This window comes from Halorientalis pallida (assembly GCF_049605515.1).
In the GTDB taxonomy this organism is placed as follows: Archaea; Halobacteriota; Halobacteria; order Halobacteriales; family Haloarculaceae; genus Halorientalis; species Halorientalis pallida_A.
In genome coordinates this window covers 303,325-329,354 of the sequence record NZ_CP187158.1, presented here as the reverse complement: position 1 = coordinate 329,354, position 26,030 = coordinate 303,325, and the positions used below count along the sequence as shown (strand labels likewise).

Annotated in this window: 28 protein-coding genes; 13 read left to right on the top strand and 15 right to left on the bottom strand. The window is 68.2% G+C overall.

Going from position 1 to position 26,030, the window contains the following annotated elements; translation table 11 throughout:
- Positions 1–17: 17 nt before the first annotated feature.
- A complete protein-coding gene (locus ACOZ4N_RS03215) occupies positions 18–293 on the bottom strand; it encodes a PadR family transcriptional regulator (RefSeq protein ID WP_077207569.1) in 276 nt (91 codons plus the stop codon).
- A gap of 222 nt (positions 294–515) precedes the next feature.
- On the opposite strand from ACOZ4N_RS03215, the gene ACOZ4N_RS03210 reads away from it, so the two are divergent.
- The gene (locus ACOZ4N_RS03210) at positions 516–794 is read left to right on the top strand and encodes an amphi-Trp domain-containing protein (protein WP_424018498.1); all 279 of its coding nucleotides are present in this window, start codon (positions 516–518) and stop codon (positions 792–794) included.
- A 277-nt stretch (positions 795–1,071) separates the two neighbouring features.
- Here ACOZ4N_RS03210 and ACOZ4N_RS03205 read toward each other — a convergent pair whose 3' ends face one another.
- Positions 1,072–1,218, bottom strand: a complete 147-nt coding sequence (locus ACOZ4N_RS03205; RefSeq protein ID WP_169302358.1) for a hypothetical protein — start codon at positions 1,216–1,218, stop codon at positions 1,072–1,074.
- 101 nt (positions 1,219–1,319) lie between these two features.
- Between ACOZ4N_RS03205 and ACOZ4N_RS03200 the strand changes: the two genes are divergently transcribed.
- The 3 genes from ACOZ4N_RS03200 (at position 1,320) to ACOZ4N_RS03190 (ending at position 3,724) form a co-directional block, all read left to right on the top strand.
- Positions 1,320–2,039 (top strand): DUF7117 family protein, encoded by a 720-nt coding sequence (locus ACOZ4N_RS03200; RefSeq protein ID WP_424018497.1) that lies wholly within the window; start codon positions 1,320–1,322, stop codon positions 2,037–2,039.
- 73 nt (positions 2,040–2,112) lie between these two features.
- Positions 2,113–3,333: a CaiB/BaiF CoA transferase family protein gene (locus ACOZ4N_RS03195; protein ID WP_424018496.1), complete on the top strand. Its 1,221-nt coding sequence runs from the start codon at positions 2,113–2,115 to the stop codon at positions 3,331–3,333.
- 190 nt (positions 3,334–3,523) lie between these two features.
- A complete protein-coding gene (locus ACOZ4N_RS03190) occupies positions 3,524–3,724 on the top strand; it encodes a dodecin (protein ID WP_092692830.1) in 201 nt (66 codons plus the stop codon).
- On the opposite strand, the gene ACOZ4N_RS03185 is transcribed toward ACOZ4N_RS03190, so the two are convergent.
- Positions 3,721–4,080 carry a HesB/IscA family protein gene (locus ACOZ4N_RS03185; protein ID WP_424018495.1) on the bottom strand — a complete coding sequence of 120 codons (360 nt, stop codon included), beginning with the start codon at positions 4,078–4,080 and terminating at the stop codon, positions 3,721–3,723. The two genes, ACOZ4N_RS03190 and ACOZ4N_RS03185, sit on opposite strands and share 4 nt — an antisense overlap.
- Before the next feature lie 205 nt (positions 4,081–4,285).
- Between ACOZ4N_RS03185 and ACOZ4N_RS03180 the strand changes: the two genes are divergently transcribed.
- Both ACOZ4N_RS03180 and ACOZ4N_RS03175 read left to right on the top strand, forming a co-directional pair.
- Positions 4,286–5,455, top strand: a complete 1,170-nt coding sequence (locus ACOZ4N_RS03180) for a DUF7344 domain-containing protein (RefSeq protein ID WP_424018494.1) — start codon at positions 4,286–4,288, stop codon at positions 5,453–5,455.
- A gap of 90 nt (positions 5,456–5,545) precedes the next feature.
- Positions 5,546–8,293, top strand: coding sequence for a pentapeptide repeat-containing protein (locus ACOZ4N_RS03175; protein ID WP_424018493.1), 2,748 nt, complete (start codon positions 5,546–5,548; stop codon positions 8,291–8,293).
- 6 nt (positions 8,294–8,299) lie between these two features.
- Here the strand turns inward: ACOZ4N_RS03175 and hisD are convergent, their stop codons facing one another.
- From hisD to ACOZ4N_RS03160, 3 genes are read right to left on the bottom strand one after another with little or no spacing between them, the layout of a single operon-like run.
- Positions 8,300–9,571 carry a histidinol dehydrogenase gene (gene hisD / locus ACOZ4N_RS03170; RefSeq protein ID WP_424018492.1) on the bottom strand — a complete coding sequence of 424 codons (1,272 nt, stop codon included), beginning with the start codon at positions 9,569–9,571 and terminating at the stop codon, positions 8,300–8,302.
- A gap of 49 nt (positions 9,572–9,620) precedes the next feature.
- Positions 9,621–9,953, bottom strand: a complete 333-nt coding sequence (locus ACOZ4N_RS03165; protein WP_424018491.1) for a hypothetical protein — start codon at positions 9,951–9,953, stop codon at positions 9,621–9,623.
- Positions 9,954–10,010: 57 nt separating this feature from the next.
- Positions 10,011–10,841 (bottom strand): hypothetical protein, encoded by an 831-nt coding sequence (locus tag ACOZ4N_RS03160; protein ID WP_424018490.1) that lies wholly within the window; start codon positions 10,839–10,841, stop codon positions 10,011–10,013.
- A 183-nt stretch (positions 10,842–11,024) separates the two neighbouring features.
- On the opposite strand from ACOZ4N_RS03160, the gene ACOZ4N_RS03155 reads away from it, so the two are divergent.
- A complete protein-coding gene (locus tag ACOZ4N_RS03155; RefSeq protein ID WP_424018489.1) occupies positions 11,025–11,225 on the top strand; it encodes a hypothetical protein in 201 nt (66 codons plus the stop codon).
- Here the strand turns inward: ACOZ4N_RS03155 and ACOZ4N_RS03150 are convergent.
- Positions 11,222–12,199 (bottom strand): J domain-containing protein, encoded by a 978-nt coding sequence (locus ACOZ4N_RS03150; RefSeq protein WP_424018488.1) that lies wholly within the window; start codon positions 12,197–12,199, stop codon positions 11,222–11,224. The genes ACOZ4N_RS03155 and ACOZ4N_RS03150 overlap by 4 nt on opposite strands.
- 116 nt (positions 12,200–12,315) lie before the next feature.
- Here ACOZ4N_RS03150 and ACOZ4N_RS03145 point away from each other — a divergent pair, with 116 nt between their 5' ends.
- Positions 12,316–12,744, top strand: a complete 429-nt coding sequence (locus ACOZ4N_RS03145; RefSeq protein WP_424018487.1) for a universal stress protein — start codon at positions 12,316–12,318, stop codon at positions 12,742–12,744.
- Here ACOZ4N_RS03145 and ACOZ4N_RS03140 read toward each other — a convergent pair.
- The 3 genes from ACOZ4N_RS03140 to ACOZ4N_RS03130 all read right to left on the bottom strand — a co-directional run bounded on the left by ACOZ4N_RS03140 (position 12,741) and on the right by ACOZ4N_RS03130 (position 14,806).
- Positions 12,741–13,946 carry an anion permease gene (locus ACOZ4N_RS03140; protein ID WP_424018486.1) on the bottom strand — a complete coding sequence of 402 codons (1,206 nt, stop codon included), beginning with the start codon at positions 13,944–13,946 and terminating at the stop codon, positions 12,741–12,743. The two genes, ACOZ4N_RS03145 and ACOZ4N_RS03140, sit on opposite strands and share 4 nt — an antisense overlap.
- 129 nt (positions 13,947–14,075) lie before the next feature.
- Positions 14,076–14,342 carry a DUF7322 domain-containing protein gene (locus tag ACOZ4N_RS03135; RefSeq protein WP_424018485.1) on the bottom strand — a complete coding sequence of 89 codons (267 nt, stop codon included), beginning with the start codon at positions 14,340–14,342 and terminating at the stop codon, positions 14,076–14,078.
- On the bottom strand, positions 14,342–14,806 hold the full coding sequence (locus ACOZ4N_RS03130; protein ID WP_424018484.1) for a pyridoxamine 5'-phosphate oxidase family protein: 465 nt from the start codon (positions 14,804–14,806) through the stop codon (positions 14,342–14,344). The genes ACOZ4N_RS03135 and ACOZ4N_RS03130 overlap by 1 nt, the downstream gene beginning before the upstream one ends.
- A gap of 185 nt (positions 14,807–14,991) precedes the next feature.
- On the opposite strand from ACOZ4N_RS03130, the gene ACOZ4N_RS03125 reads away from it, so the two are divergent.
- Positions 14,992–15,585: an HdeD family acid-resistance protein gene (locus ACOZ4N_RS03125; protein WP_424018483.1), complete on the top strand. Its 594-nt coding sequence runs from the start codon at positions 14,992–14,994 to the stop codon at positions 15,583–15,585.
- A 12-nt stretch (positions 15,586–15,597) separates the two neighbouring features.
- On the opposite strand, the gene ACOZ4N_RS03120 is transcribed toward ACOZ4N_RS03125, so the two are convergent.
- The 4 genes from ACOZ4N_RS03120 to glyA all read right to left on the bottom strand — a co-directional run bounded on the left by ACOZ4N_RS03120 (position 15,598) and on the right by glyA (position 19,551).
- The gene (locus ACOZ4N_RS03120) at positions 15,598–16,095 is read right to left on the bottom strand and encodes an NUDIX hydrolase (RefSeq protein ID WP_424018482.1); all 498 of its coding nucleotides are present in this window, start codon (positions 16,093–16,095) and stop codon (positions 15,598–15,600) included.
- A 4-nt stretch (positions 16,096–16,099) separates the two neighbouring features.
- Positions 16,100–16,993: a bifunctional methylenetetrahydrofolate dehydrogenase/methenyltetrahydrofolate cyclohydrolase gene (locus ACOZ4N_RS03115; RefSeq protein WP_424018481.1), complete on the bottom strand. Its 894-nt coding sequence runs from the start codon at positions 16,991–16,993 to the stop codon at positions 16,100–16,102.
- A gap of 80 nt (positions 16,994–17,073) precedes the next feature.
- Positions 17,074–18,243 carry a hypothetical protein gene (locus tag ACOZ4N_RS03110; RefSeq protein ID WP_424018480.1) on the bottom strand — a complete coding sequence of 390 codons (1,170 nt, stop codon included), beginning with the start codon at positions 18,241–18,243 and terminating at the stop codon, positions 17,074–17,076.
- Positions 18,244–18,303: 60 nt separating this feature from the next.
- Positions 18,304–19,551: a serine hydroxymethyltransferase gene (glyA, locus tag ACOZ4N_RS03105; RefSeq protein WP_424018479.1), complete on the bottom strand. Its 1,248-nt coding sequence runs from the start codon at positions 19,549–19,551 to the stop codon at positions 18,304–18,306.
- A 167-nt stretch (positions 19,552–19,718) separates the two neighbouring features.
- Here glyA and ACOZ4N_RS03100 point away from each other — a divergent pair, with 167 nt between their 5' ends.
- The 4 genes from ACOZ4N_RS03100 (at position 19,719) to ACOZ4N_RS03085 (ending at position 24,835) form a co-directional block, all read left to right on the top strand.
- Positions 19,719–21,788: a hypothetical protein gene (locus ACOZ4N_RS03100; RefSeq protein ID WP_424018478.1), complete on the top strand. Its 2,070-nt coding sequence runs from the start codon at positions 19,719–19,721 to the stop codon at positions 21,786–21,788.
- A gap of 230 nt (positions 21,789–22,018) precedes the next feature.
- Entirely contained in the window at positions 22,019–22,837 is an 819-nt protein-coding gene (gene tbsP / locus ACOZ4N_RS03095; RefSeq protein WP_424018477.1) for a transcriptional regulator TbsP, read from the top strand.
- A gap of 40 nt (positions 22,838–22,877) precedes the next feature.
- The gene (locus ACOZ4N_RS03090; protein WP_424018476.1) at positions 22,878–24,596 is read left to right on the top strand and encodes a YcaO-like family protein; all 1,719 of its coding nucleotides are present in this window, start codon (positions 22,878–22,880) and stop codon (positions 24,594–24,596) included.
- Positions 24,597–24,685: 89 nt separating this feature from the next.
- On the top strand, positions 24,686–24,835 hold the full coding sequence (locus ACOZ4N_RS03085) for a hypothetical protein (protein ID WP_424018475.1): 150 nt from the start codon (positions 24,686–24,688) through the stop codon (positions 24,833–24,835).
- Here the strand turns inward: ACOZ4N_RS03085 and ACOZ4N_RS03080 are convergent.
- The gene (locus ACOZ4N_RS03080; RefSeq protein ID WP_424018474.1) at positions 24,832–25,971 is read right to left on the bottom strand and encodes a DUF63 family protein; all 1,140 of its coding nucleotides are present in this window, start codon (positions 25,969–25,971) and stop codon (positions 24,832–24,834) included. The genes ACOZ4N_RS03085 and ACOZ4N_RS03080 overlap by 4 nt on opposite strands.
- Positions 25,972–26,030: the final 59 nt, after the last annotated feature.

The following is a 26,030-nucleotide window of genomic DNA, read 5'->3' as shown; positions in this document are numbered from 1 at the left end:
CCACCACGCCCGCCGTCTCAGAGGTCGACGTACTGTTCTTCCCACTCGCGCCGGGCGTCGATCTCCCGCCGACCGCGCCGGGTCAGGCTGTAGAAGTTCGTCCGCCTGTCGCGTTGCCCCTTCTCGACGAGACCCTTGTCGACGAGCGTGTCGAGGTTCGGGTAGAGACGGCCGTGGTGAATCTCCTTCTCGTAGTACTCCTCGAGTTCCTCCTTGATCGCCAACCCGTGTGGCTCCTCCCGGCCGGCGATGACGTACAGCAGGTCACGCTGGAATCCTGTCAGGTCGTACATCGGTAATGTCCACATTCGAGTTACTGTCGGAATATCATAAATATATCGAACCTCGATACGTCCGCGGGCGTTAGCGGGTCGATTTCGTGCGGAATCCGTCGTATCACATCGAGGAAACAGCGGCGAACCTATCGCTGGTCAATCTTTCAGCCGATAGTCACGTACCGGTTGCCTGCCCGTCGACTGCCACGTTTATCTTCCGTGGCGTCCTACGGGGAATCCATGCCGGAAAAAGTGCTGTTCGAGACCGAGCGCGTCCAGAGCCGGGAAAACGTCGCGACCTACCTGCGAACGGTGGCCGACAAACTGGACGACGGGGGGCCGATCACACTCGAAGCGGGCGATCAGTCCGTCACGATGGAACCGCCCACGAACGTCGAGTTCGAGGTCAAAGCCGAGCGCGAGGGGCCGACCGACGCGCCCGGCGAACTCAGCATCGAGTTCGAACTCGAGTGGGACGAAGACACCAGCGGCTCCGACGGGTCGCTCAGCATCAAATAACCGCGGTTCCTCGGCTGTTCGATCGTTGATTCACGTCGAATGGAAAGCAAACCACGCGGGGGTGAAAAGACCCCGCGTGGTTGCTTGCCGCCCTGAATTGGTCCCCGCTGACGCTTCGGCCCTCCAAGCGAAGCGTCACCTGAACGCAATAGCCATAATTACTTAAATGTACCGGCCACGCCAATTCTATTCGCCGTCCGGCAGTTTGCTGTTACTTTTCAACTTCTGGGAGTAAGTCGTTCGTACGCGTTAAATCTCGGTCGAAAAGAGTGACCGATCAGATATACTCCTCTTCGAGGACCCACCCGAGGGCCCGCTTGTAGTACGTGAACATCTGTCTGACGCCCTGGTGGTTCATGTTCTCGTCGTCGAGTTGTTCCTTCAGGAACTCGTACTGCTCGCGGATTTCCTCTTCGTCGCGCATATGCAACGTGACGGACGGGAGCGTCAAGTATTTTCACACTCACGCGAGCCGAAACTGTGGAGAGCGCGCCAGTTTTGAGGCTGGCACCGAAAGGGGCAGGCATGAAGATCCGCGGGGACCGGGAGTGCAAGTCCTGTGGGACGCGCTGGTCGTACTACGACACCGGCAGTGTGGAGTGCCCGCAGTGTGGGAGCCTCCGGAGCGTCGGCGTCGACGACCGGAAGGAACACACCGCGAGCGCGGTGTCACTCGATCTGACCGACGTACGTGACCGCATCGACGACGCACCACTGCCCGAGCTGGCCACCGACGCCGCCGAACGGTGTCGGGAGTACGTGCGACAGCAGGGGTTCATCGACGCTGGCGAACTCCGTCCGCTGGGCGACACCTACCTCGCCGCGCTCGAACTCGCCCACGCGGCGCTCGAACTGGACCGGAGTATGCGCATCGCCGACGACGAGGAGTACTACGTGCTGGAACTCCTGCGCGGTGCCGACCACGGCGAACGTCCCGGCCCGTCGACCGTTCCCGAGTCGATGCGGGCGGCGCGGGGGCTGGCCTACGCCAGCGCCGTCGCGGACTACCACGACGAGTTGCGCACCTACCTGGAGGACAACCCGGACGAACTGGCTCGCGACCTCCTGAGTTCGTTGAGCGAACACCGCAAACGCGTCGACGCACTCGACGGCGACGTGTCGCTGGCCGACAGCGAGGCCCTGATCGGGGCCGCACAGGCCGTCGGTCACTACCTCGCCGAGGACGACGAAGGCGCACTCGCGCAGGCGCGTCACCACCTCGACACTCTCGATCCAGGACCCTGACTGGCCGTGTGCCGCATCGGCACTGGCACGCCGGAACACAAACGGTAACCACCCGGTTCTCCCAGGGCCACGTATGAGCGATACGGACGCGACCGACGGACCGTCGGGCCCGCTCGACGGGCTGCGTGTCGTCGACTTCTCCGGGATGGTCAGCGGCGGGTACGCCACCATGCTGTTGGCCGATTTCGGTGCCGACGTGATCTGTGTCGAACACCCGGACAGTCCCGACCCGATCCGGGACTGGCCGCCCGACGAAGGCGGTACGAGCCTCTGGTGGAAGTCACTCGCCCGGAACAAACGCTGTGTCACGGCCGATCTCAGTACCGACGAAGGGCAGGCTCTGGCGCTGGAGCTGGTCGCCGACGCCGACGCCGTCGTCGAGAACTTCCGCCCCGGAACGCTCGAAGGCTGGAACCTCGGTCCCGAGCGCCTCCAGTCGGCCAACGAGGAACTGATCGTCGTCCGCATCTCGGGCTACGGCCAGACCGGGCCGAAAGCCGAGGACCCTGGATTCGGCACCGCCGCCGAGGCCATGTCCGGGTTCGCCCACGTCAACGGCTACCCCGACCGCGAACCGCTCCTGCCGCCGATCAGTCTCGCGGACATGGTCGCGGGACAGACTGCAGTCCAGGGGCTCCTGATGGCGCTGTTCGAGCGCGACGTGACCGGCAGCGGCGAGGGTCAGGTGATCGACGTGAGCCTGCTGGAATCGCTGTTCCGGATGTTCCCCGGCGAGGTCGAGAAGTACGACAAACAGGGGAAGGTGTCCGAGCGACTGGGCAACCACCACGCCAACGCCGCACCGCGGAACGTCTACGAGACGACCGACGGGTACGTCGCTCTCTCGGCGTCGGCCCAGTCGATCTTCGAGAACCTCGCCGAGATCGTCGGCCACCCCGAACTCGTCGACGATCCGCGCTTCGCGGACAACGCCGCCCGCGTCGACCACGCGGACGAACTCGACGAGTACATCGCCCCGTGGATCGCCCAACGGTCCACCGAGGAAGCCATCGCGGAGTTGCGAGCGGGCGATGCCGTCGTCGCCCCCATCTACGACGTGAGCGACATCGTCGCGGACGACCACTACCGGGCGCGCGACGCCATCGTCGAGGTCGAGGACGACGAGATCGGTCCGACACGAACCGCGAACACCCACCCGAAGTTCTCGCGGACGCCGGGCTCCGTCGACCATCTCGGTCCGCGCCACGGGGAACACAATCGGGAGGTCTACCTAGACGAACTGGGACTGGCGGAGTCGACACTGGCGGACCTCCGGGACGACGGCGTGGTCTGAGCCGTCGCTCGCTGCTGGCGAACAGGCGATCCTCGACGACGCCGACACGACGGATCGCGCTCCCGCCTCGACCGTGCCGGTCGACTCACCGCACGGGACGGCCTGGTCGCGGTTCGCTACAAAAGCGTTCGCTCCGTGCTAAGTTTTAACACGGCAAGCGACGAACAGGGTGGTCCGGGGAGCGATTACCATGGTTTTCAAGAAAATCACGCTGATCGGTACGAGTCCGGAGAGTTTCGACAAGGCGGTCGACGACGCGGTCGACCGCGCGGAGAACACGCTCGACAACGTCTACTGGGTCGAAGTAGAGGAGATGGGCGTGGAGATCGCGGCGGCGGAGAATCGCGAGTACCAGGCCGAAGTGGAGGTGGCCTTCGAGCTGGCCGACTAGGTCCGGAAGCTCTCGCCACAGCCACACTCGGAGACGACGTTGGGGTTCTCGACGTGGAACCCTTCGCCCTGCAGTCCGTCCTCGAAGTCCAGGACGCTACCTTCGATGTAGTTCATGCTGGCCTCGTCCACGAACACGCGCAGGCCGTGGTGTTCGAAGATGGTATCCTCGGCTTCGGGTTCGTAGTCGAACCGCATCCCGTAGGAGAGGCCGGCACAGCCACCCTGCTGGACGAACAGGCGCAACCCGGCCACGTCCGTGTCCATATCCTCACTCTCCAGCAGTCGGACTGCCTCCTCGGCGGCGGCCTCGGTGACCTCGATCTCGGTCTCGGCAGCCGCAGACGTTCCGCTCATGGACGTGGATACTGGACGAACGGTGTTAACTGTGTTGCCAGCCGGGGCCACGGACACAGTGTCGCGCTCGGTGACAGATCCAGCCCCGGTTTCGGAACGTAGGGCCCTGTTACCGCCTAGACCGGCGATATCGGGAGATCCATCGCGGTCGCCCTAATCGTTTTGGCAGTAGAGTCAACCCCGCGTCGGAGAAAGGAGAGAGTACATGTCCACCCCATCGCAGACGACCGTCGACGAGGCCGAACCGCGAGCCCTCTCGCGACTGCTGGCAGCACTCGCGGACGACCGACGGCGGCGGATCGTGTCGCTGCTCAGAGAACGACAGAGTGCGGTCTCCGAATCCGAGCTGGCGACCCTCCTCGCTAGCGCCGAGACCGACGTGCCCCTGCGCGCGGTCACCGACGAACAGTACGAGGCCGTCATCCTGAGCCTACGGCACCACCACCTCCCAACGCTCGAATCGGTCGGACTCGTCGACCGTGCCGACGAGACCGTCGCCTGGTCGGCCCCGGCCGAACCCTGCGCGACCACCGTCGAGACGGCACTCGGGCTGGACGCGTCGCCCGCGGACACGGGAACTGCGCTCGAACTCCTCGCGTCGGCGCGCCGCCGACTCGTGATCGATCACCTCCGCACCGAGGCGGAGACGACGGTCGACGAGTTGGTGAGAACCGTCACGGCGGGGAGCGACGACGAGAACGTCCGCGTCTCGCTGGTCCACAGACACCTCCCCAAGCTCGCGGACGCCGGCGCAATCTCGTACGACGAGACCGGCGAGGGGCGGGCAGTCACCTACGAGGGTCTGCCTGTCGGCGATGCGACCGTCGACGAACTGGTTCCTACCGGTGGCACGGAAGCCTGCGGCCGGACGGGCGACGACGCGGCGACCGTCGGGACGACCGAGGGGAGGGTTCGGACGCTGGAAGGCCGGGAGGCAATCGTCGCTCACGGCCAGGCGCTGTTCGACCGGGCAGACGACGAACTGTTCGTCATGATCACGACCGACGGGTTGCTCGCCCCGCTGTGTCTCGAACGGCTCCGGAACGCCGTCGACCGCGGCGTCGACGTGTACGTGGGTTCACAGACGGGAACGGTCCGGGATACGGTCCGGGAGGCGGTACCGGGCGCGACGATCTGGGAACCCCAGCGCAACTGGCTCGACCTGCCGGTGAGCCGCGACCGCCTCGGCAGACTGGTGTTCGCCGACCGCGAGGCAGTCATGCTCGGCACTATCGGCGAGAACGGCACCGAACGGGCACTGGTCGGGAGCGGTGCGGACGACGCGCTCGTCATCCTCCTCCGGGAACTCCTCGGCGAACGCCTCGACCACCTCGACGGCCAGAGCGACGACGTTCTCTCGCACCTGCCGCTCTGAGCGTGGGTGTCGGTCTCCGCGGCGACCGCTCGCCTGGCCGGAGGTGACAGACCACCGAAATATAAACCGTAGGGCGTGAACGAAGACACGATGACCGAGTCGTGTCGCTACACGGTCTCGCCAGACGAGGGGGACGATTTGGCGGGTCCCGTCGACGACGAGTGGACGTGTCCCCACGAGTCACATCCCGACGCGGAGTACTGTCTCTTTCACCTGCCACCGTCGGACCGGGACACGCTCGGTGTCGCGCCCGGGGAAGTCCGGGACGCGCTCCTCCGGGCCGTCGAGTCCGGCGACCGGGCGACGAACGCGTTCGTCGGTGCTCACTTCGACGGCCTCGACCTGCGCGCCCGGACGCTGGACGCCGACGACCGGTTCACCGTCGACCTGCGCGGCGCGGAGATCGAGGGGACGCTAGACCTCTCGAACGCCGTGATCGAACAGCCGCTCCGACTCGACGGCGCGCGGATCGAGGCGGTCGAGGCGACCGACACCTCCATCGAGGGCGCGCTCTCTGCACAGGGCGTCCACGTCGCGGGCGATGCCGACTTCGAGCGGGCGGCCTTCGACGGCCCCGTCGACTTCGACGACGCGGTGCTGGACGGCCGGACGGGATTCCGGAACGCCGACTTCGATGGCCGCGCGACGTTCGCGGACGCCGTCTTCGCGGACGCCGTCTTCGCGGAGGCGACGTTCGACGCCGACGTGGCCTTTCGCGGCGCGCGGTTCGTCGGCGACGCGGTACTCGCCGGCACGGAGTTCGCGGGCGGGGCCAACGTCGCGGTCGACGACGCGGACTTCTCCGGGGCGACCTTCGAGTCGACGGCCACCTTCGAGATGGCGCGGTTCCGGGCCGGGACCTTCATCGAGGCGACGTTCGGCGACGACGCCACCTTCGAGCGCGCCGCGTTCGACCGGGACACGACCTTCGCGGCCGCGCAGTTCCACGGGCCGGTCGATTTCACCCGGGGCGCGTTCGACGGGAACGCGGCCTTCGAGGCGGCCCGGTTCGAGCGCGCGGCCACCTTCGAGGAGATGGAGTGTGAGGGCGACGTGGTGTTCGCCGACGCGACCTTCGAGTCGACGGCGGGATTCGCCGGCGCGGAGTTCCGTGGCGGCTCGAACCTGCTGGTCGACGACGCGGACTTCTCCGGGGCGACCTTCGCCGACGAGGCGACCTTCCACATGACGCGGTTCCGGTACGCGAGTTTCGACCGCGCGGGGTTCGAGGCGGACGCCGGCTTCGAGGACGCAGACTTCGTTCGCGGCGGGAGTTTCGACGGCGCGCGCTTCGACGGCGAGGCCCGGTTCGCCGAGGCCAGTTTCGACGGTACGTCGACGTTCGCGAACCTGACCGTCGACGGCCCGCTCGTGTTCGAGGAGGCGGTGTTCACCGACGACGCCGCGTTCACGGACTGTCGCGTGACCGGGGACACCACCTTCGAGGGCGCGGAGTTCCGTGGCGGAGCCAACGTCGCCGTCGACGACGCGGACTTCTCCGGGGCGACATTCGAGGGGGAATTCACGGCCCGTCGCGCCTCGTTCCGGTGGGCGCGGTTCGACGAGGCGGCCGTCGGCGGCCCGGTCACGCTCGCCGAGGCGACATTCGAGCGGGGCTGTTCGGCCGTCGGGGCGACGTTCGAGGACACGTTCGACTGTCAGCACGCGCGCTTCGTCGGCGAGACCGACTTCCACGACGCACGCTTCGACGCGGTGCGGTTCGACGAGGCGGTCTTCGGACACGACGTGTCGTTCGTCGGAGCGTGGGTGGACGGCGCGGCGTCGTTCCGCGGCGTGGAGTTCCGCGGCGGCGCGAACGTGACCGTCGACGACGCGGACTTCTCGAACGTGACTATCGCCGGCGAGGCCACCTTCCGGGACGCCGCTTTCCGGCACGGCCGGTTCGACGACGCCACCTTCCGCGAACCACCGACCTTCGACGACGCCACCTTCCGGAAGGGGGCCGCCTTCGTCGACACGGCCCTGCCCGAGACCGCCTCGTTCGAGGATTGTTACGTGGAGCGTGACCTCCGCTTCGAGCCCGTTCCCGCGGCCGACGCCACCCTCGTCGACATGCACGACGCGGACCTGGAACACGGGCGGATCGCCCAGTCGGCCACGGGGAGCGTCTACTACGACCTGACCGACGCGACGCTGGGGTCGGTCACGCTCGCCCGCGACGAGGGCGACGACACGCCGCTTTTCGATTCGTTCCTGTTCGACAACACGGCGTTCGAGGAGTTCGACTTCTCGCGACACCGCGGCTACCTCGAACGCAACCAGTGGGAGATCCACCGGCTCTCGGACGCCTTCTCGGCCGCGACCGACGTGCGCCCCGACGGCGGGTTCGAGCCACAGGCCCTCGAATCCACCTACCTCAAGGCGAAAAACGGCGCGTCCAGCGTCGGTGACAACAAGGCGACCTCGGAGTTCTTCATGAAGGAGATGGCCTACCGCCGCCGGCAGTACCGGCGCGTCCTCCTGGGCGACGGGGACGGCGGTGCGCTCTCGAAGCCCCGCGCGCTCTCGAAGTGGCTGACCAACGCCTTCTTCCAGGCGACCTGTGGGTACGGCGAGCGCCCCTCGCGGGTCGTTCTCGTCTCCGCGCTCGTCATCGCGCTGTTCACGATCCCCTACGCCGTCGTCGGCGTCGACATCGCCAACAGCCAGGTCGCGGACCCGCTGGTCTACAGCCTCCAGTCGTTCACTAGTCTGGTACTCGACCCGCCACAGGGGGCCAACACGGTCGTCAACACCCTCACCGCCTTCGAGGGGTTCGTGGGCGGGTTCTTCATCGCCCTGTTCGTGTTCTCGCTCACCCGGTCGCTCCACCGGTAAGCGGGGTCAGTCCTCGAAGCGCTTCCGGACGCTCTCGGCGTGTGCCTCCAGTCCCTCGGCCTCGGCCAGCGTCGTGATCGTCTCAGAGAGGTCGCCGAGCGCGTCGTCGTCGAGCCGCTGGACGGTCGTCGAGCGCAGGAACGTGTCCACGGAGAGGCCGCCGTAGCGGCGCGCGCCGCCCCCGGTCGGGAGGACGTGGTTGGGACCGCTGGCGTAGTCGCCCGCCGCGACCGGCGAGTACGGGCCGAGGAAGACGCTGCCGGCGCTGTCGATGCGGTCGAGCAGGGCCTCGTCCTCGTCGGCGACGATGGCCAGGTGTTCGGCCGCGTACTCCTCGACGAACAGGACGGCTTCGCTCATCGACCGCGCGAGGAACACGCCGCTCTCGTCGTTGTCGAGCGCGCCCCGGATCGTCTCCTCGCGCTCGCGACCCGGGACCTGGGCCTCGACGGCCTCCGCGACCGCCTCGGCCAGCTCCGGATCGTCCGTGACCGCGACGACGGAGGCGTGGGTGTCGTGTTCGGCCTGCGCCACGAGGTCGGCGGCGACGAGTTCCGAATCGGCCGTCCCGTCGGCCAGCACGGCGACCTCGCTGGGCCCGGCCAGGAAGTCGATCTCCACGTCGCCCCGCACCTCGGCCTTGGCGGCCGTCACCCACCGGTTCCCCGGCCCGACGACCGTCTGGACGCGGTCGACGGTCTCGGTGCCGTAGGCCAGTGCCGCGATCCCCTGTGCGCCGCCGACCTGGTAGACGGCGTCGGCCCCGGCGATCTCGATGGCCGCGAGGGTGACCGGGTTGAGTTCCTCGGCGGGCGGCGTCGCGACGGCCACGTGATCGACGCCCGCCACTTTGGCGGGGATGACGCCCATCAGCGCGCTGGAGGGGTACGCGGCGGTGCCGCCGGGGACGTACACGCCGGCCCGCTCGACGGCGGTGAACCGGCGGCCCAGTTCCCGGCCGTCGAAGTCCTCGCGCCAGTCGTCGGGGACCTGTCGCTCGTGGAACGCGCGGACGTTGTCGGCGGCGGTCTCGATGGCCTCGCGCACGCCGTCGTCGATCTCCTCGACGGCGCGCTCGGCGGCGTCGGTCACGTCGAGATTGCCGACCGACACGTCGTCGAACTCCTCGCTGTACTCGCGAATCGCCACGTCGCCCTCCTCGCGGACGCGGCCGACGATCTCGCGCACGTCCTCGCGGACCTCCTCGACCCCGGCGTCGCGCGCGAAGATCGCCGCCCGCTCGTCGGGCCGCAACTCCGAAATCTCCCGGACGTTCATACCACTCCTCGTCGGGCCAGGGAAAAACGGTTGTCGAAATTCGGGCCGGTCAGGCGGCCGCGTCGGTCCCGTCGGGACTGTACGTGTTCAGCCGGTAGAGCAGTCGAGCCACGTCGAGGACGACCACGGCGGCGAAGATCCCCGACAGGGCGGCGGGCGGGTCCGCGACGGCGTAGGCTCCCCCGACGACCAGCGCGGCGACCCCGATCCGGAGGACCGTGTTGCCGGCGACGCTCGCCGCGACGGCCGAGGGGACCGGCGACGTCTCGTCGTAGCCGGCGAGCAGGAACGTCCACTCCCGGAACCTGATCAGGTAGCCCAGTACCAGCAAGAGCGCGGCCACGCCGAAGTACTCGATTGCGATGGAGGGCAGTCCGAGCATACTCGACGGTAGCCCGCGACGGTTCAAAAACGTTTCTCGGACCGAACGTTCGGTCCCTCAGGACCAGTTGTCCACGACCGTCGGCACGCACCCGTCGTCGGGCAGCGGGAAGCTGTCGTGATCGCTCACGTCGTCGGTCACGTCGTACTCCTCGTAGTTGTCCGGCGGTTCGCCTTCCGCGCCGGTGTCGCCGACGGCCTTGTCCCACTCCTTCCAGGCGTAGGTCCAGCCGAGGAAGTCGTCGTCGGTCTTGTAGTAGTTGCGGCAGGTGTCACAGTGGTCGGCGATGGCCTGGCCGTACTGCCCGTCGGTCGCCACCGAGTCGTTGTCGATGGCCCCGCCGAGGAAGTCGACCGATTCGACGGTCGTGTCGTATCCCCGGTCCATGAAGAACTCCAGACACTCCGCGACTGTTTTCGCGCCGCCGCCGTGAGCGACCAGCCTGATGTCGGTATCCGGCCGTTCGTCCTCGTAATCCCGGACGAACGTGCCGAGTTTGTCCGCGTTCCAGTCCGCGATGGTCACGGTCTGGCCCCAGCGGCCCTCGTCGGCGTCCCAGTCGTACCCGATCAGCGCCTCGTCGTAGCCTGCCGACCGGAGCGCGTCGTTGAACCCCCGCAGCGATTCCAGCGCGCCGGTCAGGCCCTTGTCGTATCGGTGGACGAACACGACCAGTTCCGACGGGGAGGCGTCGTCGGTGAGTCCCGGTATCGTGCCGCTGGTCTCGTAGTCGGTGCGGTCGTGTCGCGGCGTGTAGTCGACGCTGAACAGGCCCGCCGACAGGTGCCCGCGAGTGGTGATCCGCCCGGCGTACGACCCCTCGAAGGCCCCCGCCGTTCCGGTCGCCGCCGCCCCCAGTCCGACAGTGGTTGCCGCCCCTGTACCCACCGTGCGCAGATACGTCCGTCTCGTAACTCGCCTCGTTTCGTCCCCACGTCCCATAGTGCCACCCTTTCGAACCGCGCGATATGCTAAATAAATTATGCACCGTACCTCCGTGTCTTTATACGAAGGGAGCGTCAGACGCACGTCTGCCGGGGAGTTTTGCCCGTAGCGGTCCACGGAGCGTGTATGAGTTCGGAGTTCGTCTGGGGGGCGACGAAAGTCTGGCACTGTCAGGTGTGTGAGAGCCGCAACGTCACGACGGAGACGGACGTGTTCTCCGACCAGTGTCGCAACTGCACGATCTACAACCAGCTCGACTGGTCAGAGAGCGGCGAGGTCAGCGTCGTCGAGGCAAAGCGCATCGCCGAGGGCATGGAAGCCGACTAGGAGTACACCTGCGAGACCATGTGCAGGATCGAGAAGAAGACCGTCGCTCCGAGCAACAACAGGGAGACGAACAGCATCGGGACCGACGGGATCCAGCTCATTATCAGCCAGATCGTGACGAACGCGCTGATCAGGAACACGAAGTGAAAGGCCAGCCAGGGACCGACCTGCCGGAGTACGTCCCGCAGTGACCCGACACCCACGTCGCTGGTCGCCGCCGCCGTCGGTTCGTACCCCGAGGGAGTGTAGGCGTTCGTCGAGGCGTGTGCCGCCTGCCAGCCGTCGGCTCGTGCCCGGTCCCGCGGGTCCGCGCTGTGGCCTCCGGTCGCCGTCGACGTCGACGACGACGACGACCCCGAGAAGGCCCAGTCCTGGCCCGCGTCGGTCGACCACGTCCCGTACTCGTCCGTATCGCTCCCGCTGGCGTCGCTTCCGCTGGCCTCGCTGGCACTGGTGTCGGTTCCGCCAGCACCGGAGTCGGTGGTGCCGGCCCCGCCGGAATTCCCGGTCCCGGTGTCGGTCCCGGTGGTCCGGTCGGTCCGCTCCCGTCGGCCGGTTCGTCCCGTCCGGCGTGACCTGTCGCGGCCGCTCGAACTGGCTTCGGCGTGACTGGACCGGTAGCGCTGGTAGTTCTCGGCGTTCTCGTCCTCGTCGGTTCCCCGCTGAGTCGAGGTGTTCGACGACCCCGAGCCAGCCGCGGGGCCAGCCGACCCCGCGTCCTCGACGGACCAGGCGGAGCTGTCGAGGTGGTCGCGGACGTACGCGGTGTGGCCGACGCGGTCGTACCGACTGCGGGACGCCTCGTCGACCAGCACGTCGCGGGCGGCGGTGAGTCGCTTGAAGCTGTCGGCAGCGTCGGCGTCGTCACTCACGTCCGGGTGGGTCTCCTTGACCTGGGCCCGGTAGGCGTCCCGTATCGCCTCGACGTCGGCGTCGGACTCGACGCCGAGGACGCTGTAGAACGTCTCTGCCATGCGGGTGCCTGATTGTGTCACGTTCGTTCCCCGGAAGGTTAAATTTCACCCAGGTTCCGGCCGTGGCGCCCCGATCCATCGCCGGACTACTTGTGTCCGGGGCGACTACGGCCCGTATGGCCTCTCACGTGCTGGTACCGCTCGACGGGTCACCGCTGGCCGACGACGCGCTCGCGCACGCGCTCGACACCTTCGACTGCCGAGTGACGGTCCTGAACGTGGTGACCCCGCTGGACGGGGGGATGAGCGAGGGCGGCATCCTCGACGCCGACGACGAACGCGAGGACGCGGCCCGGGACCGCGCCGAGAACCTGATCGAGCGGGCGCGCCGCCAGGCCGAGGAGGCCAACCGTGACCTCGATACCGTCGTCGAGACGGGCGACCCGGCCGACACGATTCTGGCGTACGTCGACGACCACGACGTGGACCACGTCGTCATGGGCGGGCACGGCGGCGCGAAAAGCGACCTCGCCAGCCGCCTGCTCGGGACCGTCGCGACCGTCGTGGTCGGCGAGGCCCCCGTCACGGTCACCGTCGTCCGCTAGCCGAGGACGGCGGCCAGGACCCGGTAGAGTCCGAACCCGACGCCGACCGACGTGATCAGTGTCAGAATCCAGAACGTCAGCGTCACGCCGATCTTGCGCCGCGAGACGCCCGCCGACCCACCCGCGAGGCCGCCACCGATCACACCCGAGATGATGATGTTGTTGAAGGAGATGGGGATGCCCAGCGCGATGGCCGCCTGCGCGATGACGAATCCGGGGACCAGCGCGGCGATGGAACGGCGGACACCGAGTTGGGCGTACTCACGCGAGGTCGCCTGCAGGAGGCGTGGCGCGCCCATCCACGCCCCGCCGAGGATGCCGACCGCACCGATGGCGAGCAACGCGATCCCCGGCAGTCCGAGTTCGGCCCGATAGAGATTCTCCAGGGGCCCGGTCGCGAGGCCGACCTGACTCCCCCCGCTGGAGAAGGCCACGAGACTCCCCAGCACGACGAGGAACACTTTCACTCCGCGGTCCACCGACTGCTGGGTCGCCCGCCGGATGAACTGGAAACTCAGGGCCGCCAGGAGGGCGGTCGCGAGGGCGGTCGCGGCGAGTTCCGCGCCGGTCACGCCGGTTCGTGCGGCCATCCCGCCCGCGTACCCGGCGATGGAACCCTGGGGCTGGCCGGCCGGGGAAGGAATGATGCTCAACTGGACGTTCGCCACGATGCCGCCGACCAGCGCCGCCAGTAACGGCACGCCCACCGTCTCCGGAATGTCGTCGCGGCGCAGGACGGTCGCGGTGAGGTAGGCCAGTCCGCCGGAGACGGGGGGCACGAGCGCCCAGAACAGCGCGATCCGCTGGTACGTGCCGTACGCGGGCGCGCCGCCCAGCGAGAGGCCGACGCCGACCATCGCGCCCGTCGTCGCGAACGCGGCCGGCACGGGATAGCCCGAGTAGATCCCGAAGGCCATGAACGCGGTCGCGGTCAGCAGGCCGGCGGTCGCCGCGAGCGAGGTGATGGCCACGCCGTCGATCAGTCCCGCGCCGACGGTCTCGGAGATGCTACCCCCCTGGGTGAGCGCGCCGAGCGCGGCGAGGATGCCGATGAGGAAGGCCGCCCGCATCGTCGAGATGGCGTTGGCCCCGATAGCGGGGGCGAACGGCGGGGAGTTGCTGTTGGCCCCGAGCGTCCAGGCCGTGACTAACCCCGTGAGCGTCGCGAACGCGACCAGGCCCCAGAACACGAGTTCGACCACCGACTCATCGACCCCCGTGGCAGTCGTTGCTGACCGAGTGGGCGGAGCCGGCGGCGCGAATCGGACAGCGGATACCCTCGTGCATTCGGCGATGGTTCGTCCGGAGGGGTCAAAACCTTCGTGGGGAACTCACCGCCGCCGGTGCCACCGGACGATGCCACCGGCGAGCGCCAGCGCGACGACCCCACCGCCGATCAGCACCCCGCCGAGCGTCCACTGCCCCCGAAAGCCAGCGAGCATGAGTCCGAGACTCGCCGCGAACAGGCCCGCCTGGGCCAGTCCAGCGGCGGCGAGGAACCCCCAGAACGTCGCTGCGTCGGCGCGCTGGATCGAGTCCTCCAGCCCGTCGGGTGGCCCCGTCCCCTCCTCCTCGATCACGGAGAAGGGGTCGAACATCAGTCGAACCCCGGCGGCAGGCCGGTGTGTTTGACGCCGCTTCGCTCCTCGATCGGAAACCGGTAGACCGCCACGTCGGCCCCGGCCGCGGCCTCCTCGATCAGCCCCGGTCGCCAGGCGTCGGCCAGCAGGTCGTCGATGTCGTCCCACTCTGTCTCCGGGACTTCCTCGATCCGTCCCGTCAGCGAGACGCTCTCCCAGTTGTAGGGTGATTCGGCGCTATACACGAGAAAGCTGGCGCGCTCGGCCCGCTCGCTCAGGTCTACTTTCCGGCTCTGGCCGCCGACGACGTAGGTGAAGTAGAGTCGCGACTCGCCGTCGAAGCCGAAGGACAGCGGGAGCAGGTACGGCCCGTTCCCGGTCGGCAGTCCCAGCACCCCCATCCGCTGATTCGCGAGGAAGGCGTCGATCTCGTCGTCGGTCAACTGTTCGAGTCCGTACGCCCCCAGTTCGTCGACTGTCATCCCACCGCATACCAGAGGCCGGACGGGCATCAATCGCTCGCCGCCTCTCGGCCGGGGGACCTGTAGACCGGGCGAGGAATCGGCGGGAGACCGACGGGCCCGGCGCGAATCGCGCATGCGACCCACCACAACCAGCGAACGAACCCGAAAGTACGCTTTTCGAGACCTGCGACCAACGTCTACCCATGGTATCACGGCACACGGCTACCGAAAGGAGCGTCGACCAGGACCAGTTGATCCGCGGGAGCATGCTGGGCGGCGTGTTGCTCGCGCTGTTCGGCATCGTCGCGCTGTTCGCGCCGTTCGTGATCGGCCTGTCGCTGGCGGTCGTCCTCGGGGCGTTGCTCGTCGTCGGCGGACTCGTGCACGTCGCAGCCGCCTTCTCGGCGGGCAGTCTCCTCGGGCTCGGCTGGCAGGTGTTCCTCGGCCTCGTCTACGGGGTCGCCGGGATCGCGGTGCTGGTCAACCCCCTGCTCGGGCTGACCACGCTGACGTTGCTGGTCATCGGCTTCTTCCTCGTCAGCGGCCTGCTCCAGCTCGGCTGGGCGGTCACCGGCGGCGAGGGGAGCCGGACATGGCTCGCCGTCAGCGGCGTCCTCGGACTGTTGCTCGCCATCCTGCTGTGGGTCAACTTCCCCGCGGACGCGCTGTGGGCCGTCGGCGTCCTCTTCGGGGTGAACTTCCTCGTGACCGGCGTCTCGATGATCCTCCACAGCCGAGAGCGCCGCCCGGCCGCGGCCGTCGAGACGCCCAGCGAAGCCGGCGGACAGGGGACGTGACGCCGCCTCGGTTCAGTCGCGGCCCCGCCGAACGACCTCGCGGTCGACCGTATTCGCGGGGAGCTTCTCGACCCACTCGACGGCCTCGATCCCCTCGCCGTCGACGCCCGGATCGTCCGTGAGTTCCGTCGTCTCCGGCGTCGCGGTGTAGTGGGCGAAGTAGAAGGCGAGGCTGTCGTCGCCGCACTCGAAGGCGACTTCGGTGACGGCCACGAGCGAGCCGACACTGACGGGTACGCCGGTCTCCTCTCGGACTTCGCGGACCAGTGCCTCCGCGTGGGTTTCGCCAGGTTCGACCTCCCCGCCGGGGGCGAGCCACTCGCCGTCTTCCCGGACCAGCAGGACGCGACCCGCGTCGTCGGTGACGACCGCGCCGACCGCCCACGTCATCGGGTCGACCTTCGGTTCCAGTTCTGCGAAGCGGGCGGCGTCGACGGACTCGACTTTGCGGCGCGTCTCGACGCCGTCGCGGGCCGCCAGATCCGCGAACGCGGGATCGGTCGCGACCATCCGCTCAGGGGAGGGACACGTCGGTCCCGGTCTGGAGGCTCGCGGCTTTGACGGTGTTCCAGAGGAGCATCGCGCGAGTCATCGGCCCCACGCCGCCGGGGACGGGCGTGATCGCGCCCGCCACCTCCTTCGCGCTCTCGTAGTCCACGTCGCCGACGAGTTCGTAGCCCTTGTCGTTGTCGGCGTCGACACGGTTGATCCCCACGTCGATCACCGTCGCGCCCTCGCCCAGCATGTCGCCGTCGATCATCTCCGGGACGCCCGCCGCGGCGATCACGATGTCGGCTCTGCGGGTCCGAGCGGCCAGGTCCTCGGTCCGGGAGTGACACACAGTAACAGTAGCGTTGCCGCCCTCGGTCTTCTGGAGCAGGAGGTTCGCCATCGGCTTGCCGACGATGTCCGAGCGACCCACCACGACCGCGTCGGCCCCCTCGGTCTCGACGCCGGCGTCGGCCAGCAGTTTCTGGATGCCGTGGGGCGTGCAGGGCTTGTACCGGGCGTTGCCCGCGACGAGGCGACCGACGTTCTCGGGATGGAACCCGTCCACGTCCTTCAGCGGGTCGATCCGGCGGAGGACCTCGCGGTCGTCGACGTGGTCCGGCACGGGCATCTGGACGAGGATGCCGTTCACGTCGGGGTCGTCGTTCAGTTCGTCGATAGTGTCGAACAGTTCCTCGGCCGGTGCGTCGGGGTCGATCTCCACGTCGCGGGCCTCGATGCCGACCTCCTCGCAGTCGTCTTGCTTCATCGAGACGTAGGTCTCGCTGGCGGGGTCGTCGCTCATCAGCACGGTCGCGAGCGTCGGCGTCGTCCCGGCGTCGGCGAGCGTGTCGATGGCGTCGCCCAGTCCGTCGCGGACCGCCTGTGCGACGGCGTTCCCGTCGATGATCTCGGTCATGGCTGAACAGGCGGCGGGGCGACCCTTGAACGTCTCGAAAGCTCGCGGCGGGCCTGGCGCTGGCTCGCGACACCGGCGACTCAGATCGCCCGGGCCAGGTACGGACCGACGTCGAGGGCGGCGAGGAAGACGGCGAACACGACGGCGGGAACCCACACCGAGCGGACGCGTTCGTAACTCACACTCGCGATGGCGGCCACCGCCAGGTAGGCGGGGGCGCTCAGCACGATTCCCAGGGCCGCCGAGATCGCGTCGGGACCGAACAGCGCGCCGAGGACGAGCGCCCAGAACGCGCCGACGGCGATCAGTACGACGGCGGCGGTTACGCCGAGCACGAGCGCCAGCTCGCGCGCCTCGGGTTCGACCGATACCGCCCCGACCGATGCGATCCCCTCGACCGCCAGAACCGCCGCCAGGACCGGCAGGACGGCGCCCGCGGCGACGGTCGTGAGGACGAACAGCGGCCCGTCGAACGGAAACGGGACGGCCGCGAGGCGGAACGTCGCGACCAGCGCCGTCACCACCGCGACGGCACCGACTGCGCCGAACCGCTCGCGGAGTGACGCCTGAATCACGCCGTTGAACAACAGTCCGTAGGCACCGCCCACGAGGACCGGCGTCAGCACCGCGGTCACCAGAAGTGTCGTCAGCGGCGGCGGCCCGAAGTAGAACCCACCGGGTCCGGGGAACCCACCCGAGAGTACCGAGGCCGCGAACGGCGGCACTCCGCCAGCGATGGCGGCGAGCACGATAGCGGGACCGAGGATCGGCCCCGCCGCTACCCCCGGAATGGAGAGGGAGATTTCGACCCCGCGCCGGCGAGCGTACGCGACGGCGAGCAGTCCCATGGGGACGACGGTCCCGAAGAACAGCTCGACCACCGACGCCGGGAACGGTTCGATGTCGACCGTCCCGAGCAGGACGTACGCACCCACGGCGAGAACGCCCCACGTCAACAGCGGCAAGCGAACCGTATCCGCCGGTCTGATCGCCACGTCCGGCTCTGCCAGCCGGAGGAAGACGGCCGCGAGCGTGACCACGACGACGGTTCCGGCGGTGGCGTAGACGACCGTCCCGAGGAGGTGCGGGTCGAGCAATCGCGGCGGCAGCGCGTCGAGTCTGTCGACCACGCCGCCGACGACCGTCCGCGAGAGGAGGGTTCCGAGCAACACGGCCAGCAACCACCCGTACTCGGTGGTTTCGGGGCCAAAGCGGTCGACGGCGGCACGGTGGAGGGACTGACCGACCATACCCGCACGTGGCCCCCGAAATGGCAAAAAACCAACTGGCTCGGGCCGTCGCCGACCACGCTACTCGTACAACAGGTGGGCGTCGGTCAGCTTCTGGACGCGCTCTGCGGCGTCGGCCTTCACGTCCGCGTCGTCGTAGTCGTCGATCACGTCGGCGATGATGTCCGCGACCTCGCGGCACGCCGATTCGTCGAAGCCGCGGGTGGTGAGGCCGGGGGTGCCCGCGCGGATGCCCGAGGGGTTGAACGCCGAGCGCGTCTCGCCCGGCACGGTGTTGGCGTTGAGGACGACGCCCACGTCTTCGAGAGCTTCCTCCGCGTCCTTGCCCGTCGTCTCGGGATGGGACTCGCGCAGGTCCACGAGGACGAGGTGGTTGTCCGTCCCACCGGAGACCAGCGAGAGGCCGCGCTTCTGGAGCTGGTCGCCCAGCGCTTTGGCGTTCTGGATGGTCTGTTCGGCGTACTCCTCGAACTCGGGTTCGAGGGCTTCCTTGAACCCGACGGCTTTGCCGGCGACGTTGTGCATCAGGGGCCCACCCTGGCCGCCGGGGAAGACGGCGGGGTCGATGTCGTCGGCGTACTCCTCGTCGCACATGATGATGCCGCCACGGCCGGCGCGGATCGTCTTGTGCGTCGAGCCGGTGACGAAGTCGGCGGTGCCGACCGGGTTGGCGTGGACGCCGGCGGCGACGAGGCCGGTGATGTGCGCGATGTCGGCGAGGTGGTAGGCGTCGACGGCGTCGGCCGCCGCCTGGATGGCCTCGAAGTCGACCTCGCGCGGGTACGCGGAGTAGCCCGAGACGATGATGTCAGGGTCGAATTCCTCTGCCTGTGCGTGGAGGTCGTCGTAGTCGATGTAGCCCGTCTCCGCGTCGACCTCGTACTGTTCGACCTCGTAGAGCTGGCCGGTGAAGTTCGCGGGGTGGCCGTGCGAGAGGTGGCCGCCGTGGTTCAGATCCAGCGAGAGGATCTTGTCGCCGGGTTCGAGCATGGCGTAGTAGACGCCCTGGTTGGCCTGCGTGCCCGAGTGGGGCTGGACGTTGACGTGTTCCGCGCCCCACAGCTCCTTGGCTCGCTCGATGGCCAGTTCCTCGACCTCGTCGGCGTACTCACAGCCCGCGTAGTAGCGCTCGCCCGGGTAGCCCTCGGCGTACTTGTTGGTGAGCGCACTGCCCTGTGCTTCCAGCACCGCCTCGCTGACGTGGTTCTCGCTGGCGATCATCGCCAGCGTGTCGTTTTGCCGCTGCACTTCGCCCTCGAGGGCGTCCGCGACCGCCGGGTCCACTTCCCGGACGTGCTCGTAGTTCATGTTCGTGGCTCGGTCCTGGGCCGTCAATAATCTACCCTTCCAGCCCGGACTTTTCACCACCGATAGTCGCCCTGTAAAGAAACACCGGCAATCGTGGGCTATTTAATAACCCGGTCATACCCCGTCCGAAAAATAATGAGTGAGTAGTCCGTGCGAGTGAGTGTAGCATGATGGCCTGGGTGGCGGCCAATGGGGGGGTTAGAGCCATCGGGGGCGCCGGGGAGACGACGGTTCGGACCGTCGATTGGGAGGATCGCACGTCCGGGCCGGAGCTCGTCCAGCCGGTCGAGGACTGCGTGACCGGGAGTCTCTCCGAGTTGCGCGTTCCCGTTGAGAACGCAACGCTGACCGACGCGTCCGGGGGGCGGCGGTACGATTTGAGCGAGCCAGTGGCGCTCGATAGGGGCCAGTTCCTGCTCGACTGTCGGCTGGCAGTCGGCGGTGGACGGACGGCTGATCGCGAGCCGAGCATGGAACTGTACTGCCGGTTCGACGGCCCCGCGTTCGTCCGTCGTGTGGGCGACCAGGTCGTGGTCAGCCTCGGGGAGGAGCGACCGGTGACGCTCGGGTTCAGGGAACACTGCGAGGACCCGTCGACGGTCACCGTCCCACCGACGCCTGCCGGCGTCGCGGACGCGATCAGTCACCTGTCGGCGGCACTGCGGACGACCGGGCCAGCGCGGTCGCATCCGTCGATGCGGGATCACCCGCCCGTCGTCGAGGTGGGCGACGAGCGGTCGATCCCCGACGCCGTCGAGGCGGCGACGCCCGAGACGGGGATCGAACTCCAGTTGCCGGAGCGACTGGAGTACCTGTTCGTCGGCGCGCCGCTGGCGTACTATCTGGGCGCGACGGTGACCGTCGAGCCCGAGGCGACGCCGAAGCTGGTCGCCCCGAGCGCGGACGTGGAGTGTCGGTTCCGGGAACTCCCGACCTTCCAGCACGGCGTCGCACGCCTGCTCAGACAGGTGTTTTTCTACGATACGCTGGTCCGGGACCTGGAGGGGGAATCGCCGGCGTGTCGCGACGCCTTGCTCGACCGGTTCGACCTCGACCCGGCGACGTTGCGACGCCGGACGCCCGCCCAGCGGCTGGCGCGGTACTTCTGTGTCACGGAACCGGACTTCGACGAGTACCTGCCCGAGTGGCACTTCTCGACGTACGCCGCGCCGGAACCGGACAACGTCCAGTCGCTCCCGTACCTGCTGGACGCGTTGAGCCTGATCTACCTGCCCGAATCCTCGGAGCTGCGTGGGACGGAGTTGCTCGAACGGACGCTCGACGACTTCTACCGGTCCGGGAGTCACGCCAGCCGACGCTCGGTGGCGTCCGTCGACCGGGTGGACCCGGAGCTTCGGGCCGGGCGCATCCACGCCTGGCTGGCCGGTGGGGCACCCATCGACGCGTTCAAGACCTCGCCCCAGGCCTACGAGAACCGGCGGCGGTACCAGGACCGGCGCGGGACGCCCCTGTCGGTGACGGTCGTCCTCAACGACGAGGAGATGTACGACGAACACGCGGCGGTGGCGGACATCTACCAGGAGCGGTCGGCGGACCTGCCGCTGTCGGTCGACATCGAGGAACACCTCACGAGCGCGGAACTGGCCGAGGTGTTCGCCTCGCCCAACGACTTCGTCCACTACATCGGCCACTGCGACGCCGACGGACTGGAGTGTCCCGACGGTCGGTTCACCGCGTCGTCGCTGGACACCTGTGAGACGCGCACGTTCTTCCTCAACGCCTGTGGCTCCTACCACGAGGGACTGGAGCTGATCGAACGGGGCAGTGTCGGCGGCGCAGTCACGCTGACGAAGGTGCTGGATCGACAGGCCGCGAAGGTCGGCACGGCCTTCTCGCGCCTGCTCGTCCACGGGTTCGGGCTCGAACCGGCGATGCAGTTGTCGCGCCGGCGCATCATGATGGGGAAAGACTACGCCGTCGTCGGCGACGGGACCTACACGCTCGCGCCCACGCCGGACAGCCCGGTCGTGGGCTGGCTGGAACGCGACGACGGTCGCTTCCGCCTGTCCTGTGAGGCGCTGACCGGCCGTCGGATCGGCGACTGCTTCCAGCCGGCCTTCGCCGAGGAGTCGGCGTACCACGGGACGGCGACCGAGACCGTCCTCACCCGGGACGAACTGATCGAGGTCCTCTCGGAGACGCCGCTGCCCATCATCTACGACAGCGAGTTCCACTGGTCGGACGACCTCGCCGCGGAACTCGCGACCAGTCGCTGATCGTTTTCACTGCCGAAACGTTCTCGCCGGCCGCCGATATCCCCCGGCCGGCGGGTCTGCGGGCGGTTTTACTGTCCAACTGGTAGCCCGATATTCACTTTTGATATTCAGACCAAAGACATATAATTAGCCGGCTCGAAGCTCAGATGTATAATTGTTGGCCGAGTAATTCAACTCGTTATCAACGATAAAATTAAATACCGTAATACAATATATACATTCATAGGACGATGAGCCAAAACCTGCTTGCGGACGGCATCACGGACCTACTGAGGACCGAGTTGTCGGCTGCCCCCACCGAATCGTATCTCGTGAACCCCTCACGGGAGACCATCGAGGAGCTGGTATCGGTAATGAGTACGCTGGAGTCCCCACCCAGTGTGAACCTGCTGGCGGCGGAGCGCCCGCTGAAGGACGTGATGGACGACTTCATCATCGCGAGTCGTGCGGCGAACCTGATCGCCGACGGCGTCCTCGCGATCCGGACGGTCGAGAACCCGCCGGAGAACGCCCTGTTCGTCACCGACGACGAGGTCGTCGCCATCGTGGCGGCCGGCGAGACGGTGGCCGGCCTGACGACCGACGACGAGGCCTTCGTCGAGAGCGCTCGTGAGCGCTACGACGCCATCTGGGAGAGCGCCGACGAGTTCGGTCTCCGGACCCCGCCGCTGACGGAGGTCCGCGAGACGCTGTCGTCGGACATCAGCGAAGCCACGGCGACGGACTTCGACGAGGTGCTCGCATCTCTTCAGACCGCACGCGGCAACGGGGACGGCCTCGACGAGGTGACGATCAGCCTCCTGGTTGCCGCGAAAAACGGCGAGTTGCTGTACGACATCAGCAAGTGGGGCGAGGACATCGGCCTCGCCTCGAAGGCGACGTTCTCCCGCACCAAGACGAAGCTCGAAGACATGGGCCTGATCGACACCGAGAAAGTGCCCATCGACGTGGGCCGCCCGCGGCTCCGCCTGATGCTCGGCGACGAGCGGCTGGAAGACGCCGACTCCGACCAGCTGGCGAACGTGGCCCAGAGTCTGCTGTCGAGCTGAGGCCTGCGCTTTTTTCACCCCCGGTCGCGTTCGGCCACCAATGACAGTCGCTCTCGTCGGTTCGGGACCGGCACGTGACGCGGTCGCCGCGGCCCTCGCGGACGTGGACGCGCAGGTCACGGACCTCGATCCGACGGTCGTCGGCGGCGCCGACCTCGCCGTCGTGGTCGGCCAGGCCGGCGACGTGGCCTTCGAGACGGTCGACGAACGCGCCCGCGAGTCCGGCACGCCCTGGCTCGCGGTCGAGATCGGCGGCGTCGGCGGCTACCCCGTCGTCGAGGCCGCCGTTTCCGGCTTCGGTCCCGGGACCGCCTGCTACCGCTGTCTCCAGTCCCGCGTGCGCTCGAACGCCGACCCCGACCAGGAACCACAGGCCGCACCCGACGCCGAGACCGCGCGGTTCGCCGGGGCCATCGCCGGTCGGGAAGCCGCCAAACTCGTCTCCGGCAAGCGGTCCTCTGTCGTCGGCGGGGTGATCGAGGTCCCCCACGCCCAGCGACAGTTCCTGCCGGTCCCCAACTGCGTCTGTGCCGGCGAGCGCGACCGACGGCTGGGCGACGACCACGCCGACCGCGACCTGGACGAAGCGCTGACCCGCGCCGAACAGGGCCTCGACGAGCGAGTCGGCGTCGTCGCCGAGGTGGGTGAGGCCGAGTCGTTCCCGGCCCCCTACTACCTGGCCAACGTCGCCGACACGGGCGAATTCAGCGACGCGACGGCTCCCCGACAGGCCGCCGGCGTCGCCGCCGACTGGAACGCCGCGTTCATGAAGGCGCTGGGCGAGGGCTACGAGCGCTACAGCGCCGGGATCTATCGCACCGCCGAGTTCGAGACGGGGACGGCCGCCGGGATCGACGACGCAGTCCCGCCGTCCACGTTCGTCTGTGCCGACGGCGACGACTGGACGACCGCCGACGAACACACCGAGGTCGAGTGGGTGCCCGGCCGGAACCTCGATACCGACGGCGACGTGTGGCTCCCCGCGGAGTTCGTTCACTTCCCGCCGCCGACCGAGCGGTTCCGTCCGGCGGTGACCACGGGACTGGGACTGGGCAACAGCACCACCGAAGCGCTCCTGTCCGGGCTGTACGAGATTATCGAGCGCGACGCCGCGATGCTCTCGTGGTACTCCACCTTCGACCCGCTCGGCCTGTCGGTCGACGACGAGACCTTCGGCACCCTCCGGCAGCGGGCCAAGTCCGAGGGTCTGGACGTGGTGCCGCTCCTCCTCACCCAGGACGTGGACGTGCCCGTCGTGGCCGCCGCGGTCCACCGCGAGGAGTGGCCCCGCTTCGCCGTCGGCATCTCGGCCCACCTCGACCCGGCACGGGCCGCACGGTCGGCGCTGGCCGAAGCCCTCCAGAACTGGCTCGAACTCCGCGGGATGGGACCGGACGACGCCGCCGAGGAGAGCGGTGCCATCGGGCACTTCGCGAACTTCCCCGGCGAGGCGCAGACCTTCCTCGCCGTCGGCAGTAGCGTCCCCGCAGAACAGGTCGGCCCCGCGGAGGTTCCCGAGGGCCGGGACCACCTCGACGCCGTCGTGGAACGCCTGCGTGACGCGGACCTGGACGTGTACGGGTCGCGGCTCACCACCCGGGACGTGGACGCGCTCGGGTTCGAGGCCGTCAGAGCAGTCGTCCCGAGCGCCCAGCCGCTCTTTTTCGACGACCCGTACTTCGGCGAGCGCGCCGAGGAGATCCCCGAGAGCATGGGCTTCGAGGCCCGACTCGACCGGGACCACCACCCGTACCCCTAGGGAGAGATAGTTTTATTTCGGCGTGTGTGAAATGTACACATGGGGTTGCTCGCGGACAGGTCAGCACCGTCCGGTAGCGGCCCGTGTCCATGACGACCGAATTCGACCTCCCGTGTGCAGACTGTGGCCAGGCACTGGTCCGGCGACAGGTCGACCGCGCGGGTGCGACCGTGACCGTGGCAGCGTGTCAGAACTGCGGCGGTCGGTACTACCCGGAGTCCGCCCTGCGGAAGCTCTAGATGCCGAAGGTGGCGCGGATCATGTCGCGGGTTCCCGGGCCCAGTCCGACCGCGACGATAGCCGTCAGCAAGAGCAGGGCGTAGCGCGGACTCTCCTCGAAGATCTCCCGGTCGAAGATCCAGACGACCGCCAGCGCGACCACCAGTTTCACGAGCAGGAAGGGCCAGGACGAGCCCAGTGCCGTCAACAGCGACGCTGGCAAGATCGCCTCGGCCGTGCTGATGATGAACGCGTTCGCGGGGTGTTTCGGGCTGTAGACGGCGTCGACGCCGAGCGCGCCGAGCCAGTCGGCGGCGATCACGTTGGCGACGCCGTCGATGGCGTGGCCCCACAGCACGACCAGTCCGATCAGGCCCGTCCCGGCGTTGATCTCGGGCCGGAACCGGTCGACGGCGAAGTAGATCCCGCCGGCCAGGGCCGTCGCGATGAGGACCACGCTCAGGAGGACCTGCGGGTAAAACGCGACGTAGTCGGCCGACAACGCCAGCGAGACCAGATAGCCAAAGGTCAGGAGGAAGGCCGCGCTCCCGACCGCCACCATCGGTCCCGCGTAGGTCTCGACGTACCCCTCACGCCGGAGCCAGACGGTCACCAGGAGGGAACCCAGCGTCACGAAGAAGACGGTGAAGTAGATGATCGGACTGATGATCAGCGAGTTCCACGGGTAGGCGATGGCCTGGGTCACGCCCTCGGGAACGGCATCGTTGGCGTCCTCGACGACGCGGAGGGCACCGCCAAAGAGCATGAACGGGACCAGCGCGAAAAACAGGTCCCGGTCACGTCCCACGTCGAGCCGGCGGAGCAACTGGAGGACGCCGATCAGTCCGAACAGCAAGACGACCATGTACCCGACCTCCGAGACGAGCGTGTAGCCGGGTTCGGCGACGATGGCACCGCCCGTCACGGCCTGCTGACACGCGACCTGATTGTACAGCAGTTCCACGGAGCCGCCCCGGTGGACGGCACACAGCGCGTTGTTCGCGTCGGCGTAGACCGGCCCCCAGAAGTAGTGCCAGACGAACCCGCGGTAGACCGTGTCGTAGAACACCAGCGAGCCGAGGACCAGCGCCGCGACACCGGCCAGGGCGGTCAGCGTCCAGGCGCGCCCGGCGTCGATCCGCTCGGTCACCTGCATGCTCGACACCGCGCGAGCCGCCCGTTTCAGGGTTCCGATCCTGTGCGACTGGCGAACAC

What these genes read in the sequence shown, in the direction of transcription:
- ACOZ4N_RS03195 (WP_424018496.1), top strand. Translation starts at nt 2,113, where the DNA reads ATGAGCGATACGGACGCGACCGACGGACCGTCGGGCCCGCTCGACGGG.
- ACOZ4N_RS03180 (WP_424018494.1), top strand. Translation starts at nt 4,286, where the DNA reads ATGTCCACCCCATCGCAGACGACCGTCGACGAGGCCGAACCGCGAGCC.
- ACOZ4N_RS03110 (WP_424018480.1), bottom strand. Translation starts at nt 18,243, where the DNA reads ATGGTCGGTCAGTCCCTCCACCGTGCCGCCGTCGACCGCTTTGGCCCC.
- tbsP (WP_424018477.1), top strand. Translation starts at nt 22,019, where the DNA reads ATGAGCCAAAACCTGCTTGCGGACGGCATCACGGACCTACTGAGGACC.
- ACOZ4N_RS03130 (WP_424018484.1), bottom strand. Translation starts at nt 14,806, where the DNA reads ATGACAGTCGACGAACTGGGGGCGTACGGACTCGAACAGTTGACCGAC.
- glyA (WP_424018479.1), bottom strand. Translation starts at nt 19,551, where the DNA reads ATGAACTACGAGCACGTCCGGGAAGTGGACCCGGCGGTCGCGGACGCC.
- ACOZ4N_RS03190 (WP_092692830.1), top strand. Translation starts at nt 3,524, where the DNA reads ATGGTTTTCAAGAAAATCACGCTGATCGGTACGAGTCCGGAGAGTTTC.
- ACOZ4N_RS03115 (WP_424018481.1), bottom strand. Translation starts at nt 16,993, where the DNA reads ATGACCGAGATCATCGACGGGAACGCCGTCGCACAGGCGGTCCGCGAC.
- ACOZ4N_RS03165 (WP_424018491.1), bottom strand. Translation starts at nt 9,953, where the DNA reads ATGCTCGGACTGCCCTCCATCGCAATCGAGTACTTCGGCGTGGCCGCG.
- ACOZ4N_RS03200 (WP_424018497.1), top strand. Translation starts at nt 1,320, where the DNA reads ATGAAGATCCGCGGGGACCGGGAGTGCAAGTCCTGTGGGACGCGCTGG.
- ACOZ4N_RS03080 (WP_424018474.1), bottom strand. Translation starts at nt 25,971, where the DNA reads ATGCAGGTGACCGAGCGGATCGACGCCGGGCGCGCCTGGACGCTGACC.
- ACOZ4N_RS03155 (WP_424018489.1), top strand. Translation starts at nt 11,025, where the DNA reads ATGAGTTCGGAGTTCGTCTGGGGGGCGACGAAAGTCTGGCACTGTCAG.
- ACOZ4N_RS03210 (WP_424018498.1), top strand. Translation starts at nt 516, where the DNA reads ATGCCGGAAAAAGTGCTGTTCGAGACCGAGCGCGTCCAGAGCCGGGAA.
- ACOZ4N_RS03120 (WP_424018482.1), bottom strand. Translation starts at nt 16,095, where the DNA reads ATGGTCGCGACCGATCCCGCGTTCGCGGATCTGGCGGCCCGCGACGGC.
- ACOZ4N_RS03085 (WP_424018475.1), top strand. Translation starts at nt 24,686, where the DNA reads ATGACGACCGAATTCGACCTCCCGTGTGCAGACTGTGGCCAGGCACTG.
- ACOZ4N_RS03135 (WP_424018485.1), bottom strand. Translation starts at nt 14,342, where the DNA reads ATGTTCGACCCCTTCTCCGTGATCGAGGAGGAGGGGACGGGGCCACCC.
- ACOZ4N_RS03175 (WP_424018493.1), top strand. Translation starts at nt 5,546, where the DNA reads ATGACCGAGTCGTGTCGCTACACGGTCTCGCCAGACGAGGGGGACGAT.
- ACOZ4N_RS03100 (WP_424018478.1), top strand. Translation starts at nt 19,719, where the DNA reads ATGATGGCCTGGGTGGCGGCCAATGGGGGGGTTAGAGCCATCGGGGGC.
- hisD (WP_424018492.1), bottom strand. Translation starts at nt 9,571, where the DNA reads ATGAACGTCCGGGAGATTTCGGAGTTGCGGCCCGACGAGCGGGCGGCG.
- ACOZ4N_RS03125 (WP_424018483.1), top strand. Translation starts at nt 14,992, where the DNA reads ATGGTATCACGGCACACGGCTACCGAAAGGAGCGTCGACCAGGACCAG.
- ACOZ4N_RS03145 (WP_424018487.1), top strand. Translation starts at nt 12,316, where the DNA reads ATGGCCTCTCACGTGCTGGTACCGCTCGACGGGTCACCGCTGGCCGAC.
- ACOZ4N_RS03185 (WP_424018495.1), bottom strand. Translation starts at nt 4,080, where the DNA reads ATGAGCGGAACGTCTGCGGCTGCCGAGACCGAGATCGAGGTCACCGAG.
- ACOZ4N_RS03205 (WP_169302358.1), bottom strand. Translation starts at nt 1,218, where the DNA reads ATGCGCGACGAAGAGGAAATCCGCGAGCAGTACGAGTTCCTGAAGGAA.
- ACOZ4N_RS03150 (WP_424018488.1), bottom strand. Translation starts at nt 12,199, where the DNA reads ATGGCAGAGACGTTCTACAGCGTCCTCGGCGTCGAGTCCGACGCCGAC.
- ACOZ4N_RS03215 (WP_077207569.1), bottom strand. Translation starts at nt 293, where the DNA reads ATGTACGACCTGACAGGATTCCAGCGTGACCTGCTGTACGTCATCGCC.
- ACOZ4N_RS03090 (WP_424018476.1), top strand. Translation starts at nt 22,878, where the DNA reads ATGACAGTCGCTCTCGTCGGTTCGGGACCGGCACGTGACGCGGTCGCC.